The sequence below is a fragment of the Pseudohongiella nitratireducens genome (assembly GCF_001642735.1).
In the GTDB taxonomy this organism is placed as follows: domain Bacteria; phylum Pseudomonadota; class Gammaproteobacteria; order Pseudomonadales; family Pseudohongiellaceae; genus Pseudohongiella; species Pseudohongiella nitratireducens.
In genome coordinates this window covers 82565-98062 of sequence record NZ_LWHM01000021.1, presented here as the reverse complement: position 1 = coordinate 98062, position 15498 = coordinate 82565, and the positions used below count along the sequence as shown (strand labels likewise).

Annotated in this window: 11 protein-coding genes; 3 read left to right on the top strand and 8 right to left on the bottom strand. The window is 51.4% G+C overall.

What is annotated here, in order from left to right; all coding sequences use genetic code 11:
• Positions 1-31: 31 nt before the first annotated feature.
• Entirely contained in the window at positions 32-904 is an 873-nt protein-coding gene (locus tag PSCS_RS08000; protein WP_157885662.1) for a cytochrome c, read from the top strand.
• Between the two features lie 311 nt (positions 905-1215).
• On the opposite strand, the gene PSCS_RS07995 is transcribed toward PSCS_RS08000, so the two are convergent.
• A complete protein-coding gene (locus tag PSCS_RS07995; RefSeq protein WP_068811547.1) occupies positions 1216-1701 on the bottom strand; it encodes a c-type cytochrome in 486 nt (161 codons plus the stop codon).
• Positions 1702-1767: 66 nt separating this feature from the next.
• Positions 1768-3195 carry a bifunctional D-glycero-beta-D-manno-heptose-7-phosphate kinase/D-glycero-beta-D-manno-heptose 1-phosphate adenylyltransferase HldE gene (gene hldE / locus PSCS_RS07990; protein ID WP_068811694.1) on the bottom strand — a complete coding sequence of 476 codons (1428 nt, stop codon included), beginning with the start codon at positions 3193-3195 and terminating at the stop codon, positions 1768-1770.
• A 124-nt stretch (positions 3196-3319) separates the two neighbouring features.
• On the opposite strand from hldE, the gene lpxL reads away from it, so the two are divergent.
• Positions 3320-4261, top strand: coding sequence for an LpxL/LpxP family Kdo(2)-lipid IV(A) lauroyl/palmitoleoyl acyltransferase (gene lpxL, locus PSCS_RS07985; RefSeq protein WP_068811545.1), 942 nt, complete (start codon positions 3320-3322; stop codon positions 4259-4261).
• Between the two features lie 3 nt (positions 4262-4264).
• Entirely contained in the window at positions 4265-5803 is a 1539-nt protein-coding gene (locus PSCS_RS07980; RefSeq protein WP_068893761.1) for an ArnT family glycosyltransferase, read from the top strand.
• Between the two features lie 34 nt (positions 5804-5837).
• On the opposite strand, the gene PSCS_RS07975 is transcribed toward PSCS_RS07980, so the two are convergent.
• Genes PSCS_RS07975 through glnE form a run of 6 tightly spaced genes read right to left on the bottom strand, consistent with a single transcriptional unit; the run spans position 5838 to position 15474 of the window.
• Positions 5838-7595, bottom strand: coding sequence for a carbamoyltransferase family protein (locus PSCS_RS07975; protein WP_068811541.1), 1758 nt, complete (start codon positions 7593-7595; stop codon positions 5838-5840).
• 3 nt (positions 7596-7598) lie between these two features.
• Entirely contained in the window at positions 7599-9140 is a 1542-nt protein-coding gene (gene rfaP, locus PSCS_RS07970) for a lipopolysaccharide core heptose(I) kinase RfaP (RefSeq protein WP_068811539.1), read from the bottom strand.
• The gene (locus PSCS_RS07965; protein WP_068811538.1) at positions 9137-10285 is read right to left on the bottom strand and encodes a glycosyltransferase family 4 protein; all 1149 of its coding nucleotides are present in this window, start codon (positions 10283-10285) and stop codon (positions 9137-9139) included. The genes rfaP and PSCS_RS07965 overlap by 4 nt, the downstream gene beginning before the upstream one ends.
• Positions 10285-11367, bottom strand: a complete 1083-nt coding sequence (waaC, locus tag PSCS_RS07960; RefSeq protein ID WP_157885661.1) for a lipopolysaccharide heptosyltransferase I — start codon at positions 11365-11367, stop codon at positions 10285-10287. The genes PSCS_RS07965 and waaC overlap by 1 nt, the downstream gene beginning before the upstream one ends.
• On the bottom strand, positions 11348-12475 hold the full coding sequence (waaF, locus tag PSCS_RS07955; protein ID WP_068811535.1) for a lipopolysaccharide heptosyltransferase II: 1128 nt from the start codon (positions 12473-12475) through the stop codon (positions 11348-11350). The genes waaC and waaF overlap by 20 nt, the downstream gene beginning before the upstream one ends.
• Complete coding sequence (glnE, locus tag PSCS_RS07950) at positions 12472-15474, bottom strand: bifunctional [glutamate--ammonia ligase]-adenylyl-L-tyrosine phosphorylase/[glutamate--ammonia-ligase] adenylyltransferase (RefSeq protein ID WP_157885660.1); 3003 nt, start codon at positions 15472-15474, stop codon at positions 12472-12474. Before glnE ends, waaF begins: the two co-directional genes overlap by 4 nt.
• Positions 15475-15498: the final 24 nt, after the last annotated feature.

Below are 15498 nucleotides of genomic sequence, written 5' to 3'. Positions count from 1 at the left end.
GCCCGAACAACCTCAAGGGAGACGTTACGCTGTGAATTCAAAGTGGTTATGGCCATCAATTATCGCCGTATTACTGATCGCAATCTGGCTGTACCTGCCCCCTGGTATCGATCCGGTTGCCGTCCCTGCCGACAGTGACAGTATTGCTCGTGGTGAATACCTGGTAAAAGCCGGCGGCTGCATCAGTTGCCACGAAGGCAGCGAAGGAGAGGGAGGGCTCAGTGGCAGCGCTGCTGTAGAGTCTCCCTTTGGCACGTTTTACGCTTCCAATATCACTCCTGACCCGGAAACCGGCATTGGCAACTGGTCAGGCGAAGATTTCATCGCAGCGTTACGCCATGGCCGCAGACCTGACGGCAGCTTCTACTATCCCGCCTTCCCTTACCGCGCCTATAAAGGGTTAAGCGAGGAAGAAATACTGGATATCGCGGCTTACCTTCAGAGCCAGCCAGCCATTAGTCACTCAGTCGCCCCCCATGAACTTCCGGCCTGGGTAGGGCGCTGGCAGATGCTGGGCTGGAACTTGCTGGCGGACTGGAAAGAACCGGGAAGGGAAATGAATGATGATCCGGAAATCGCCCGTGGCGAACACCTGGTGCGTAACCTGGGGCATTGCTCCGAGTGCCACAGCCCAAGAGATGCGTTAGGGATCATTCAGTATCGTGATGAATTTAAGGGCGGAGAGATTCCCGATGGGCATGTAGAAGCGATTGATGCGGAAGCACTGAATAGCTGGACAGAAGAGGATCTTGCATTGTTTTTCCTGATCGGAATGAAGCAGGACGGCGAATTCGTTGGCGGTAAAATGGAACCCGTCATCGAACACAATACCAGCCAGTTGACGGATGCCGATCGCGAGGCTATGGCGGCGTTTTTTAAACGTGGCCTGCCTGCCAGCCCATGACCGTTATTACCAGGATCGACTCAGCTTGTGTGGGAAAGCAGCCAGGGCACCATAGACCAGATTGCAGACAGTAAAGACCACGTTCAGCAGATCGGGCGTCGCTCGATAAAGCGGGCGGACTGTTTGAAGCCGTCAGGCTGAGTTTCCGCCCGCCGAGCGACGCCCGAGGTGCTGTGGTCGTCTGCAATCTGGTCTATGGTGCCCTGGCGATATGCTATTTTTTGCTGCAATTCTGGCCTCTCGCCATGCCAACAAAAAACGGGGCTTTTGAGCCCCGTTTTGTTATTCAGTCGAACATTTGGACACAGCCATCAATCGACTCGGAAGTCATCATGGCAGTTACCGCAAGTCGAACCAAAGGCACGCAACCCACCTAACACCTGAGCCCGATCGCCGCCTGAAGCCGTCTCGGCAAATGTTAAAGCAGCCTCTTCAAGTGCAGCAGCTTTCTCCTGAAAGTCGCCCATGTTGTCCCAGATGACAGGCAATGCCTCTGTTTCCACATCAAAGTCTCGCGTATCACGCGCGGCAAAAAGCTCCGGAATCATTGGTGCCAGGGCAGCAATGCGACGTGCATTGCGCTCTGCCAGTGCTGCATCAAATTCTACCTGGCCCCGAGCCATGCCACCAATCGGCCCCATGTTGAATGCCAGCAGCTTGAATACGGCCTGACGGGTTTCTGTCGCGGACTGAGCCAGCTCTTCAGGTGTTGGTTCATCATCTTGCGCCTGAACAGAAACAGCCAGGGTTACTGCCGCTAGAAGGGTCAATCCTAAACTTGCACTTCGCTTCCACATAACTATTGCTCCAGTGTGCTCTCATTGGCTAATTGTCCGGCACGTATCCAGGTGCCGGGAAGTTGGCTATGACGACTTGCGAACTTTATCCACAATCGCCGAGGTCGAACAGTTATCAAGGAAGGCCAGCACTTTAACGTCACCACCGTAGGCCCTGACCAATTCGGCGCCAACGACCTGATCAGGTGCGTAGTCCCCGCCTTTTACCAGAATATCTGGCTTGAGCATTGATAACAGATGCTCGGGAGTATCTTCGCTGAAACTGACCACCCAGTCCACCGCTTCCAGACCTGCCAGCACTGCCATGCGACGTTCGACCGGATTGATAGGACGACTATTGCCCTTCAGGCGCCGCACAGACTCATCCGCATTGATAGCTACGATAAGGCGCTGCCCCAGTCTTTTTGCTTCCGCCAGATACCCTACATGGCCAGCATGAATGATATCGAAGCACCCATTGGTAAACACAATGGTCTCTCCGGATGCCCTGGCGTCCTCAACGGCACTCAACAGCTGTTCCTCTGACATCACGCCCCTGCCCAGACCGTGCATGGACTGAACAGCCCTGCGCAGCTCTGGCCCGCTGATCGAAGCCGTTCCCTGACGTGCGACGGCCAACCCGGCCGCAATATTGGCCATCGCCATCGCCTCATCCAAAGCACTGCCAGCGGCCAGCGCAGCCGCCAGCACGGCGACGACGGTATCACCCGCGCCTGTCACATCAAACACTTCCCTGGCCTGTGCAGGCAGGTGCAATGGCTGCCTGTTCTGCTGCAGCAGTGTCATGCCCTGCTCGCCCCGGGTAATCAACAAAGCACCCAGTTCAAGTGTCTCTCTTAACGTCTGCCCACGACTGATAAGCACTGACTCGTCCTGACAATGACCCACTACCGCTTCAAATTCACTCAAATTAGGTGTCAGCACTGTCGCGCCACGATATTTACCAAAATCCTGGCCTTTAGGGTCGACCACAACCGGAATCCCGGCCTCTAGCGCAGCCTGAATATACTGCTGAGGGTCATCCAGCGCACCTTTACCATAGTCAGACAGCACCAGAACATCACAGCCTGGGATAGCCTGCACAGCACTATCACCCAACGCCTGCAAATCCTCCGGCTGGTAGCTCTCTTCAAAATCCACCCGCAACAGTTGCTGCTGCTGACTGATCACGCGCAACTTGGTAATGGTCGGTGCGCTGGCGGCACGGGCAAAGTGGCAGGCGACACCCGCCGCCTCAAGCCGACCCTGCAAGACATCACCCGCCTCATCCTGGCCTCTGATCGCTGCCACAGACGCGGCTGCTCCGAGCGCGGCAATATTCAACGCAACATTGGCTGCGCCGCCAGGCCTGTCCTCATTGCCGGCAACCTTGACAACGGGAACGGGCGCTTCCGGAGAAATACGGGCTGTCTTGCCATGCCAGTACCGATCCAGCATGGCATCACCAATAACCAGGACAGCGGCATTTTGAAAGGCAGGTGTAACCAGTTCCATATTTCGAACTCCAGGCAGATCCATCCAGGACAGTATAAAATCAACCCAGTAATGATACATCAGCCCCACCACAGATGCCTGTCGTCTGATACAATTCCTGTTTTATTGAGCTAAACTGACTCGCGTGAGCAAAAGAAAACAACAATACAGCGACCGTCCTTCTGACTACCTTGGTCCCCGTTACTGGCCGACCTGGATCGGTTATGGCTGCATCTGGCTGATCGCCCATTTACCCTACCGGTTACAGATATGGCTGGGAAAACGGCTCGGGCACCTCATGTATTACCTGGCAAAGAGCCGGCGACGGGTCTGTGCCCGCAATATTGAGCTATGTTTCCCGGAACTCTCGCCAGAGCAGCAACGCAAGCTGGTCATTGATACCTTCAAGTCCAATGGCGCTGGTATTATGGAGATTGGCCTGGCCTGGTGCCGTAAACCATCCGATTTCAGCCATATGGTCGAAGAGACTGGCCTGGAAAACCTGATAGCTGCCCACCAAGAAGGCCGCGGCGTCTTATTGGTTGCAGCGCATTTTTGCACGATCGAGTTTGTTGGCAGCCTGATGTCATTACTCTACCCTGTCGACATCACTTACAGGGCACATAAAAACCCTTTATTTGATGCATTAATGAAGCGCGGGCGAAAACGTCTCTATGGGGCTGTTGTAGAACGGAAAGAAGTGCGGGCCGCACTCAGGCGACTGAAAGAAGGCAATGTGCTCTGGTATGCAGCCGACCAGGACTACGGGCCAAAGCATTCGATATTCGCTGATTTCTTTGGCATCCCGGCCGCCAGCATTACTGCCACGACCAAGTTTGCAGGTTTTAATAATTCACGTGTAGTGTTCATGTCACATTACCGCAAAGAAGATAACAGCGGCTATCACCTGTACTTTAGCGAACCTCTGGAGCATTACCCGACCGGTAATGACGTACAAGACGTGGCACGTATTAATGGTTACATTGAAGCAGCGATACGCAAGGCACCCGATCAGTACATCTGGCTGCACAGACGATTCAAGACGCGCCCTCCCGGTGAACCCGATCTGTACAAGAAGCGATCCTGAAACATGCCTCGACTGAGTCATCTCATCAGCGCATCAGCAATGCAGGGCCAGCGAAATAGCCTTTATCTGGTCACTGTGCTGATCAGCCTGCTACTGTCATGGTTTGCTTTCAGTTTTGGCGAACTGCCTAACCGTGATACCTATGCCTATCTGCGCACAGCCGAACTGGCTATTAGTAATGGCATTGGCAGTGCCTACGAACATTACGCCTGGGCACACTTCTCGATTCTGATCGCAGCACTCAGCCAGATCAGCGGCATCAGCCTGATGTTATCTGCACAAATCATTATGAGCTTACTGTTTGCTCTGCTTTCAGTGGCTTTTGTCAATCTGGTGTCGATGCAGACCCATAGTCGTCGAATTGCATGGCTTGCTCTTTTGGTGATTTGCTGTTTTCCATTACTGAACGAATTTCGCGGCTATGTTGTCAGGGATGTTGGGTTTCTCGCTTTCATGCTATTTGGCCTGGTGCAGCTGATTCACTACAAACAGTCACTCTGGCTACGCCACGGTCTACTGTTTTGTCTGTTCGTCCTGCTGGCTTTTTTATTCCGACCTGAAGCGATACTGTATTTTATTTTTTTACCCACCGCCCTTCTCTTACCAGGCTCCTTGCAAGAGGGGCACCGCCGCGCAGCCTACCTCCGATTGACTGGCATGATGCTGATACTGGGGATTGTTCTGGCTCTGCTGAGTAGCCTGGCATTGCAGATCAGCATTGGCGAACAGTTCATTCGTTTCGCCAGCATCTATCAACCTTTCCTGCAAAGTCTGGCAAATGTCTTCAACCCCGAGCCCGCGGTAGCCAATGCCATGTTTGGCGAATATGGCGCTCAGTTTGTTGGCGACTATGCCAGTATATTTATGCTGACCGGCCTGCTTGCCATGACACTGGCATGCATCATAGACAGCCTTGGCCTTGTTGTTGCACCACTGCTGGGATACTCGATCTGGAAGCGTCGCGTGCATTTACCCAAAGATGCCCGCAGCATTCTGCTCAGCAACATTATCATTGCATCAGTCATTCTTGTTGCTTTTGCCATTCTGACCCGATTTTTGACGACCCGGTACACATTGCTACTATGCATATTGCTGCTGGTTTATATACCTTTTACGCTTGATTCTATTTGGCGACAGTCAATAGCTCAGGACAAGAAAAAGCGCTTCTATGGCATCGCAGGATTCCTGCTTCTGTACTGCGCTCTCGATGCCCATGTTTCATTTGGTGGGCAGAAGCATCACCTCTATGACGGTTCAACATGGGTGCAACAATACACTCGCGCTGAAGCGCCTCTCATTACCAATGAAGTATTAATCGCTTTTGAAAGCGGCAGGATTGAACACTACGATCAAACACCCCAGCGCATCCTTCCCCAACAACTGCGTTCAGCACCACTTGGCAGCATCATCGCTGTCACACCCGATGATGAACTGGTACCAGTGCTGGAGGCGGAAATAGACAGGGGTGGATTGCGATTATTGCAACGATTTGAGGCCGACCGTGGGGCCGACCTCCTGATCCTCGAGAAAGAACTCAACTAGCATTGTTATTTAACAGAACAATGTTGATGACTCATTAGTCCCAGCCTTTGATTTCATCCCCTGACTTCTTGGTTACCAGAATATTTTCCATAATAAGATATTCCAGGTCAGAGCCATGAAACATATTCAGCGCATCTTCCGGCGTACAGATCAGTACTTCTCCAGGCCGGTTTAAGGAGGTATTGAGGACAATACCGTCTCCTGTGCGTTCCTCCATGGCCTGTAACAGCGCATGAAATTGCGGGTTGGTTTTTTCTTTCACGACATGCGCCCGGGTCGTTCCATCTTTGTAAACCACAGCAGGAAACTTCTCCCGCCATTTTTGATGGACATCAAATGCGATTGTCATGTAATCCGCCGGATGGCTTAAATTAAACATCTCACATGCAACTGACTCAAGCATACTGGGAGAAAACGCTCGCCATTTTTCGCGAAACTTCACTTTTTCATTAATCTCCCCCACGCTCTCACTGACGCGAGGATTACCGAGAATACTTCGGTTACCCAATGCCCGCGGGCCAAACTCAGCACGCCCCTGGAACCAGCCCACCAAATGCCCCTGAGCCAGCAGTTCAGCTGCCTTGTCAGGCGCATTATCCAGCACTTCAAAATGAGGTCTTTCTCTGTGTTCTTTACAGGCATCAATACAGTGTTCGCTGCTATAGCTGGGCCCAAGATAATTATGATTCAGCGGTTTTACCGGTTTTTTCTGGCGTGCAACCGCGTATGCAGCAGCCCCCAGCGCCGCACCCGCATCACCGGCAATGGGTTGCACAGAAAGTTCACGTACCCAGGGCAAGCCCAGCAATTTTTTGTTTAGCTTGACATTAAACGCGCCGGTACCAGCCAGCGCCAACTGACCACTTTCTTTGGCAATACCTGACAGGTAATGCGTTGCCAGTTGCATGACAGTTTTTTCATAGAGTTGTTGCATGGCAGCAGCATAGTGCACATAAGGATCTTTGAAAATGTCATTACGACGTCGTGGCCCCAGCTCATCAACAAGTTCCTGGCTGAAAGCATGACCAACACTGCGATACTTGTAGCGACGGACTCCCACTGTGCGAATCATTCGCGTATTAACGCGAAAATTCTCACCTGAACAGTCGGACAAAAACGACAAATCATATTTGTCGGGGTCACCATGCGTGGCTACACCCATGACCCTTGGTTCACCATCCAGCATGTCATAATTAAGGTAATCACAAAGTGACGCGTACATCCCGGGTAACGAATCCGGTTCATACAATTCTTTAATCTTATGTATGCGTCCTTCTTCCCCCCAGGCAAACAGCGTGGTTGCGTATTCGCCACGCAGATCCAGGCTCAGTAACGCCGTTTTCTTTTTGAAGCCACTAAAATAATACGCACTGGCCGCATGCGCCATTTGGTGCTCCACAGGATGAATTTTGATCTTGTTTACCGGAATCGCCAACTCATTCAGCATTTGTTTGACACGTTTTAACCAGCGACGATAGCGCCTGTTGCCGTTAAACAGAGCATCAACGCCACGATCAGGTGCATACCAAAGTCGCTTTGCATAGTGCCAGCGCGCTGGACTAAAAATTGAGATAGGAGCATAGGAAATGGCTACCTGTTCAATTTGCCTCGGTCTTAAGCCACCGGCCCGAAGACAGTATCGCACTGACTCAATTGGCATCATCCCTTTGGCGTGACGGCGCCGTACCAGCCGCTCTTCTTCAACAGCTGCCACTACCTCGCCATCAATAAATAAGGCAGCAGCCGGGTCATGCCCAAGCTCTCCGGAAATGCCCAATGTTATCAACGACATAATTTACTCACTATCAAACCCTGTTGCTGGCATTGATGATTTATCTGCCCAGTTAGCCTTAAATCTTTTCCAGTCACGCTGGCTATACTTTTTAAGTGAAGCATTCCACCACTCTGGCCGCATACTATCCAGATCCAGTATAACCAGCCCGCCATTATCAAGCAGGATATTACTGGATTTCATATCACCATGAACAAATCGGGACTGATGCAATCTGTCCAAAAACTGCTTCACCTGACTCATCACATGTTGCCAGTCCTGACTATCACCACCCTGCGATTCAATCATGGACTGCAGGCTATCCCCATCGCGCCACTGTGTAACGAACCATGCCTCTCTTCTCAACCTGCCCCAGCGTCGCTCAATCATGAGTAAAGGGGCTGCCGTATCAAGCCCCAGTTCCGTTAACCAGTGCGCATTACGCCAGCAATACCAGGCGCGGCTGGGCCGAAACAAGCGCCGCAGTAAATAGCCTGTGTTCTGTATATTATAACGCTTTACCACAACATCCTGGCCAGCCAGCGGCAAACGGACAACGGTCGTGGAATCTCCGTCCTTAAGCATCACACCTTGCTCCATGGCGCCATCAGGATCCTTTAAAAACGTCTCAAGTTCTGGACCTGCGATCGATTTCTTATAAACAGCCATTTGTTCGAACCGGTCAGTGCGCTGATTCTCATCAGTGCTCTGGTATAGCTGACTCGATACCGAACGCAAACGTTTACGGTATTCACGCTGCTGGAATGACATTGCTCGCTGGTAAACTCTTTGCCAGAATTTCCGCTGCTGCTGGAAAACCACTCGCAATGGTCTACCGGTATAGAGACGGATGAAACGAAAATAATCCTGCCGGGAAAAACCACAGTCCAGTGTTGAGAAATATAAAGCCGCCAGATCCTTCACCTGCCAGCGAGTCCAGCGAAAAGCAAATGGCTTGATTAATGCCCGATGCAGATCAATGACATGCAGCCGCAGATTCTCTGGCATCGACTTATCCGAAGGCACACAGGCATCGGGCAAGAGAAAGTGACACAAATAGAAATCACGATGAAAAATGCCATTTTCGTGCATTCGCCGGGCTATTCGGGCCAATTCTTCAATAATGTTCTGTTTGAACCGGAAAGCTGGCGGTGTACTCGGCCATTGCCCGCAAATCGTTTCCAGGCTGTCTGCGGGCGACAGGTCATGTGTCACTAAAAATGATTTCCGCGTTGCGGGATTGGCTCCGGTTTCTGCATAGGCTGCAGTTCTCATAGTATCCAGGCCAAGGGACTGCATTGCCTTGATAGCCAGATACTCCTGCCTTGCTCCGACAATCGGTTTGCGGAATGTCAGTAAATTTTTGGCAATCTCTTGCCAGCCGACCCCATCATGAAGTTTGATGAAAAATGAATTACCGCCCTGACTAAATTGTAATGTACGCCGTCCCTCAACTTCACGATAGACTTCACCCTGGAGTTTACAAGCTTCATCCCAGGGATCACGATCACGCCACATCTCACTAAAAGGGTAAGACAGGTCGATGTACCGATAATTCCGACTCATACCTCAGCCTCCTGCCCGGATTGTCGCTGAGCATATTCCTGCTCCAGCATTGTGACAACGTAATCAGCCATTCCTCTGAGGTTTGCTGCTTTCCCATAGGCAAGTCCGTTCTCCTGCCATTTCAGTCTCTCATCCGATTGCAACATATCTCGTAATGCATCATTCAATGATTGTTGGCTAAACGGGCTTGGGCTGACGACACCTGCGCCAGAGTGCTCAACATGATAAGCATACCCACAGGTATCTGTTGTCAACACAGGCAACCCGTTCACGATACCTTCCAGTATGGAATAACCCGCACTTTCCTGAATCGCCGGGTGGAGCATATAGTCACAACCACTGAGAATATCCGGGATATCATCTCTACCCCCCAGAAACAGAACCTGTTGACTGACACCCAGGCGCCTGGCCAGCCGCCGATAACTACCACTTTTTCCTTGGCCCACGATATACAGTTTGCACCGGTTGCGCAGATCATCCGGCAATGCAGCGACACTTCGAATCGATCGGTCTACACCTTTAATTCGAAAACCAGATCCAACCTGAACAATGGCGATGTCATGACTATTTAAGTTTTGCGCCTCACGAAAGCGTTTACGTCGTGCCAACCTGTCATCACCGGGAAACCGGTTACTACTTAAACCAGGTGGCACAACATGCAACCGTTCCTTGCTGCCAGGGTAATACTGACAAAACTCCTCCAGTTGCTGAGGAGAAAGCAACATGACTTTGGTATCAGCACCCGTCCTGAAAACCGCTTGCTCATAGGCAAGAAAGTGACGATAACGCGGCAGGTATTTGATCAGTGGCCGCTTGTCCCGCTCCAGCTTTGCCGCGAAGCAGGGGTCTGCAGCGAAATACATATCCAGACCCGGCATCTTATTAAACCCGAGTACCAGGTCATATGCTTCCTCTGCAATTCTATCCTGCACCCATTCGGTGTAACGCTGATAAAGCAGGTGCCGAGTTTTTGCACTCACTGGCACATGCTGGACGGCTATTCCTTCCGGTAATACTCCGTCCCATCTCATGCAATAAACCGTGACGTCATGACCATTCGCCACTGCCTGCTTCGCAATCTTCAGAAAATCACGCTGCTGCCCGCCGTAGGGGAAATATTGATAAATCAGAATTGCCAGGCGCATTAACTACCTTGCTCCAATGACATCAGACGACACAGGTGATCCCAGACTGGACCAGGCGGATGTGTTCGATAACAGGCAGGCTCCACAACCAGACTGCGGCCATCAGTGAGTGTATCGACTTGAGCTTCTCCCTGATAATGGCAGTCTCGCTTCATGCATGGGGCACAAGGCAAATCAGACTTTAGGTGAAGTTGATGATAGCCAAAAGTGCCTGATAGCGCCGGATTGGTTGAACCATACAACGATACAACGGGTAAATTCTGTGCAGCGGCCAGGTGTCCCAGCCCCGTATCAACGGCAACAACTCCCTGACACTGACTCATGTACAGTGCCAACTCTGTCAACCCGCATTTCTCCAGTACACGACAGCCCGTTGGTGAGACATCCGCAATATCTTTCGCTCGCTGCTGTTCCTGTAAATTGCCCCACGGCAGCAAAACCTCAAAGCCGTTAGCAGTCGCAATACGTGCCAGGTCCTGCCAGTATGCCAGCGGCCAGTGTTTGCTGGCCCAGGTTGTGCCATGCAGAAACATGATAGCAGATTGCTTGCCTGTAACACCGTCCTCAGGCTCAGCAATACCGGGCAAACTGATACCATAATTAATAGCCGAGTGATCGAATGTATAACCCAGCGCTTTGGCAAATAATTCTCGAACCCGTTGAACGGCATGCTGGTTTTTCTGCACCGCTATCCGCTGCTGATAAAAGCGACTGGCCAGTGGTTCACGAATACTGTGCTGATCCAGACCGGCCCGAACCCCTCTAGCCTGGATGCAGATCAGTGCACTTTTCAACAACCCTTGTGCATCAATAATCAGATCATACTCCCTGGCGCGTAGCTGATCCCGGAACCGGGCAACCTCACCAGAGCGAAACGACTGTACCCAGGATTTACGCCACCTTCTTACTGCTACAGGTATCACATTCTCTACAGCCGGATGCCATGACGGGACTTCAGCAAAGGATTCTTCCACCACCCAGTCCACCTTCAACCCCGGGACAGCTTCCTGAGCATCGGTTAATGCCGGTAGTGTATGAATAACATCACCCAGTGATGATGTTTTAACAATCAACAATTGCAATACTGGCCGCTCCATTACTGGCGATCTGGGGTTGCTGCAGTCTCTCTATCGCACTGAGCACCTGATCCGGTGTGATTTCTGTTAAGCATCTTTTATGTTGTAACGGACACGTACGCTTAAAACAGGGGCGACATACTATATCTGTCGCCAGCATTTCGACCCGGTCACTCAACGGCGGGGTGAAATCAGACGAAGTGGATCCGTAAATGGCAACCAGTGGCCGATGCAAAGAAGCCGCAATATGCATAAGACCCGAGTCATTACTAACAACAACGGTTGCCAGGGACAATAAGTCCACGGCTTCTGCCAGTGTGGTCTCCCCTGCCAGATTCAAACAGGGTCCAGAACTTGCCGACATACCGGAACTGAACGAGACCTGGTCCACAATTTTCTGGCAAACACTACGATCTTTCGCCGAGCCAAACAGGACTACCCGGGCATTTTCGTTATTCTGCAAATAACTTTCAGCAACAGCAGCGTAATAATGATCTGGCCACTGTTTCGCCTCACCAAACTCCGCACCAGGGCACAACGCCAGGATATTGCCGTTATGTGCGGAAATTGAAAATTTCCCAGCCACTTGGGCGACTCTCTCATGGTCCACTTTTAGCCCTGGCACAGGTGTAGGGTCAGGCACAGTTGTTGTTGCTGAAACCCCCAGGGCCGTGAACCGCTGTACCATTAAAGGTAAGGCAGATTTATCAAGGTCACGACAATCGTTCAGTACCCAGCCACGTTTTTCTCCGCGCCATCCAGTACGCAACGGAATGCCAGAGAACAACGGCACCAGCGCCGATTTAAACGAATTCGGCAGAACAATCACCTGATCATATTGTCTGCCCTTTAAGAACCTGCCCAGACGCCAGCGTTTTGCCAACCCCAACTCACCATGCGCCAACGGCATATCGATTGCTCCGGCAACTTCCGGCATCCTGTCCAGCAATGGGCGACTCCAAGGCGGAGCCAGTACGTCAATGTGACAACCCGGACGCGTTTGTTTCAACACCTTGAACAAGGCCTGAGCCATCACCATGTCACCAACCCAGGAAGGGCCAACAATCAGGATACATTCATCCGTCTCGCCTTGAGTATCAGAGGTCTTTCTCATAATGCTGCTCTGCTTTCCTTGGTGTTGTCCGGGAACAACTTGTTCCAAACCATTACCACTTTGTCTCTTGTGTCTGACAATGGATCCAGAACAGCAGCCGCATCATCATCACTGAGCGTGTTACTATCAATCTGCTGCAGTGCAAACTCATGCAAGGTTGACCGTAAGGCCAGGTAGGCTTCCATCAACACCTGGATATCACCTCCTGACAACACATCACAACGTTCAGCGGCTTCGAGGATTCTCATGTTATCCGAGAACTCTGTTAAATCAGGGCAATCTCTGGCTCCTGACAAAACGATATACTGAACCATAAATTCAATATCAACGATTCCACCTTTCGCCTGCTTCAGAACAAAGGCTGGGTTTTTCGCTTTATTTCCTGCCTTGCGTGTCAATTCATCACGCATGCGCTGCCGCATTTTTACGACATCTTTCGTTAGAGAATCTTTGTCTCTGGTTTCCTGTAGTATTTTTGCGCGGAGCAACTCGAATGCCCGCCCCATATTTGTCGACCCCGCTACTGCACGGGACCTGACCAATGCCTGATGCTCCCAGGTCCAGGCTTCATTGCGCTGGTATTTCTCAAAAGCTGGTAGTGTCGTGACCAGAAGACCCGACTCACCGGAGGGACGCAGCCGCATGTCAATTTCATAAAGCTTTCCTGACACAGTTTGCGTGCCCAGCATGGACATTATGCGTTGCGCCAGGCGTGTGTAGAATTCACGGCTGTTAATCGCACGTTGCCCCTGGGCAACTACTGTTTCCTCATCAAGCGCACCATCGTGAATAAACACCACATCAAGATCCGACAAATAACTAAGCTCGATACCACCAAGTTTGCCGTAGGCAATGACCACAAAGTCCATTGCGCCATGTTGCCCATCACCATTCACAGGAAACCCATGCTTGCGAGTCAATTCCTGCCAGCACAACGCCAGCACTTGTTCCAGAATTGCCTCTGCGGTGAAGGTCAGATAATCACTGACCTTCATGACGGTCATCGAGCCGGTTATCTGCGCAGCGGCAACCTGAAGCGTATGACATTGTTTGAAATATCGCAAAAACTCCATCTGCTCTTCGACACTGTCTTCCGGAATACGCAGTATCCCCTGAGCCAACTCTTCCTCCAGAGCCTGTTTTCCAGGCGGTTGTTGTACCGAGGTCAGTAACTCATCCAGCAACACAGGATGCTGGCTAAGAAATTCCGCGACAAAGGGGCTGGCTGTACACAATTGTACAAACTGCTTCATGGCATTGGGGTTCTCAGACAACAACACCAGATATGCCGTGCGACGCGCAACTGCATTGACAAGAATCATCACACGAGACAACCCCAGGCTTGGCGTTTTTTCTTGCGCTAAAGTAGCCAGCATCAGGGGCATAAAGCGCGCGAATCGCTGCCGACTTTCATTTGGAAGCGTCTTGTACAGACGACTGGATTTAAACTCCAGCAGTACTTCCACACTTCCTGCCGGGTTTTCAAAACCCAATTGTGCAAGCTTCTCCTCACCAGCCTCAGCTTCTTTTTCACCTTGCCAGAAACTTGCCAGCGCCGTGACGTCCACATCATGACGGGCCGCATCATCATCCTCATCCTCCAGATGAATCACCTCTTTGAAATGGCCGCGGACAATTTCCCGGTGTTGTTCGAGCACGTCCATCAACATATCCCAGCTGGCACCTTTGACATCAGGAAAAGCCATCGCCACTGCCACACGCTTCTGCTCTTCTGCGTTATCGGGCAGTGACTGGGTTTGCTTGTTAGCGAATGCCTGCAGTTTATGCTCAAGGTCACGTAAAAAGTTATAGGCATTTCGCAATTGCTGAATCGTGTCTTCCGGCAAGTACTCACCTTCGACGATCATATCCATGGCCTTGTAGAGTGACACCTGCTGCAACTGCTTATCTCGCCCACCATGCACCATCTGCAGCGCCTGCACAATAAACTCCACTTCGCGGATTCCGCCTGCACCCAGCTTGATATCTTCGTGCATGCCTTTGCGACGAACCTGTTTGTTGATCTGCAACTTCATACTGCGCAGCGATTCTATCGCAGAAAAGTCCAGGTAACGGCGATAACTGAATGGCCTGAGACGATCCAGCAACTCCTGCCCAGCTTCAAGGTCACCCGCCACTGCCCTTGCTTTGATCATAGCGTAGCGCTCCCAGTCACGTCCCTGCAACTGGTAGTAATTTTCCATGGCATCAAAACTGCACACCAGAACACCTTCACTGCCATAAGGCCGGAGCCGCATATCGACCCGAAACACAAACCCGTCTGCTGTGACCGCATCGAGGGCATCAATTAATTGCTGCCCCAGTTTCAGAAAAAATTGCTGACAACTGATCCCTGATTCCGTTTCACCTGGTTCAGGATAAGCAAAAATCAGATCAATATCCGAGGACAGATTCAGTTCACCCGCGCCGAGCTTGCCCATTCCCAGCACAACCAGTTGCTGAGCGTCGCCACTATACTCGCCTACAGGCACGCCGAGTTTGTCACTGAGGCGCTGATAGAGTAGTTCCAGGGTGACATCCAGACAGATCTCTGCCAGCAACGAGACATCTGCGGCAGTCTCTCTGACCGAACTTTGCTGCGTCACATCCCGCCAGATCAGCCGCAACATCTGCGCTTTCTGAAACTGTCGCAGCACTTGTTTCAGCAACGACTGCCAGGCATCGTCCGTTGTTTCTGCTGGCATGGCGGTGAGTTCGTTCAATGCTGATTGCAGTGACTCACGCAAGCCGGAAACACTGGGTTGATGCAAATCATCACTGTCAATCAGCTGTGCCAGTATTTCCGGATTTTCGATACAGAGATTCGCCGCATAATCACTACAGGCCCAGACCCGGGCAATTTGTCGTGACAGCTCAGGCTGCGTTTCGATGCGCTGCATCAACGCCTGAGTGTCGGGTGAAAGCTGTTCGCTGAAACGCTCCCAATAGCACGCTAAGGTATCAGACAGAAAATCAGGGAGATGGTCAATTGTGAGCACAGAAAATCCTAATGGCCGGGTGAC

Excerpts from the sequence above, each read along its gene's own strand:
- PSCS_RS07965 (WP_068811538.1), bottom strand. The coding sequence starts at position 10,285 with ATGCGCCTGGCAATTCTGATTTATCAATATTTCCCCTACGGCGGGCAG.
- rfaP (WP_068811539.1), bottom strand. The coding sequence starts at position 9,140 with ATGAGTCGGAATTATCGGTACATCGACCTGTCTTACCCTTTTAGTGAG.
- PSCS_RS07975 (WP_068811541.1), bottom strand. The coding sequence starts at position 7,595 with ATGTCGTTGATAACATTGGGCATTTCCGGAGAGCTTGGGCATGACCCG.
- PSCS_RS07980 (WP_068893761.1), top strand. The coding sequence starts at position 4,265 with ATGCCTCGACTGAGTCATCTCATCAGCGCATCAGCAATGCAGGGCCAG.
- PSCS_RS07995 (WP_068811547.1), bottom strand. The coding sequence starts at position 1,701 with ATGTGGAAGCGAAGTGCAAGTTTAGGATTGACCCTTCTAGCGGCAGTA.
- waaF (WP_068811535.1), bottom strand. The coding sequence starts at position 12,475 with ATGAGAAAGACCTCTGATACTCAAGGCGAGACGGATGAATGTATCCTG.
- hldE (WP_068811694.1), bottom strand. The coding sequence starts at position 3,195 with ATGGAACTGGTTACACCTGCCTTTCAAAATGCCGCTGTCCTGGTTATT.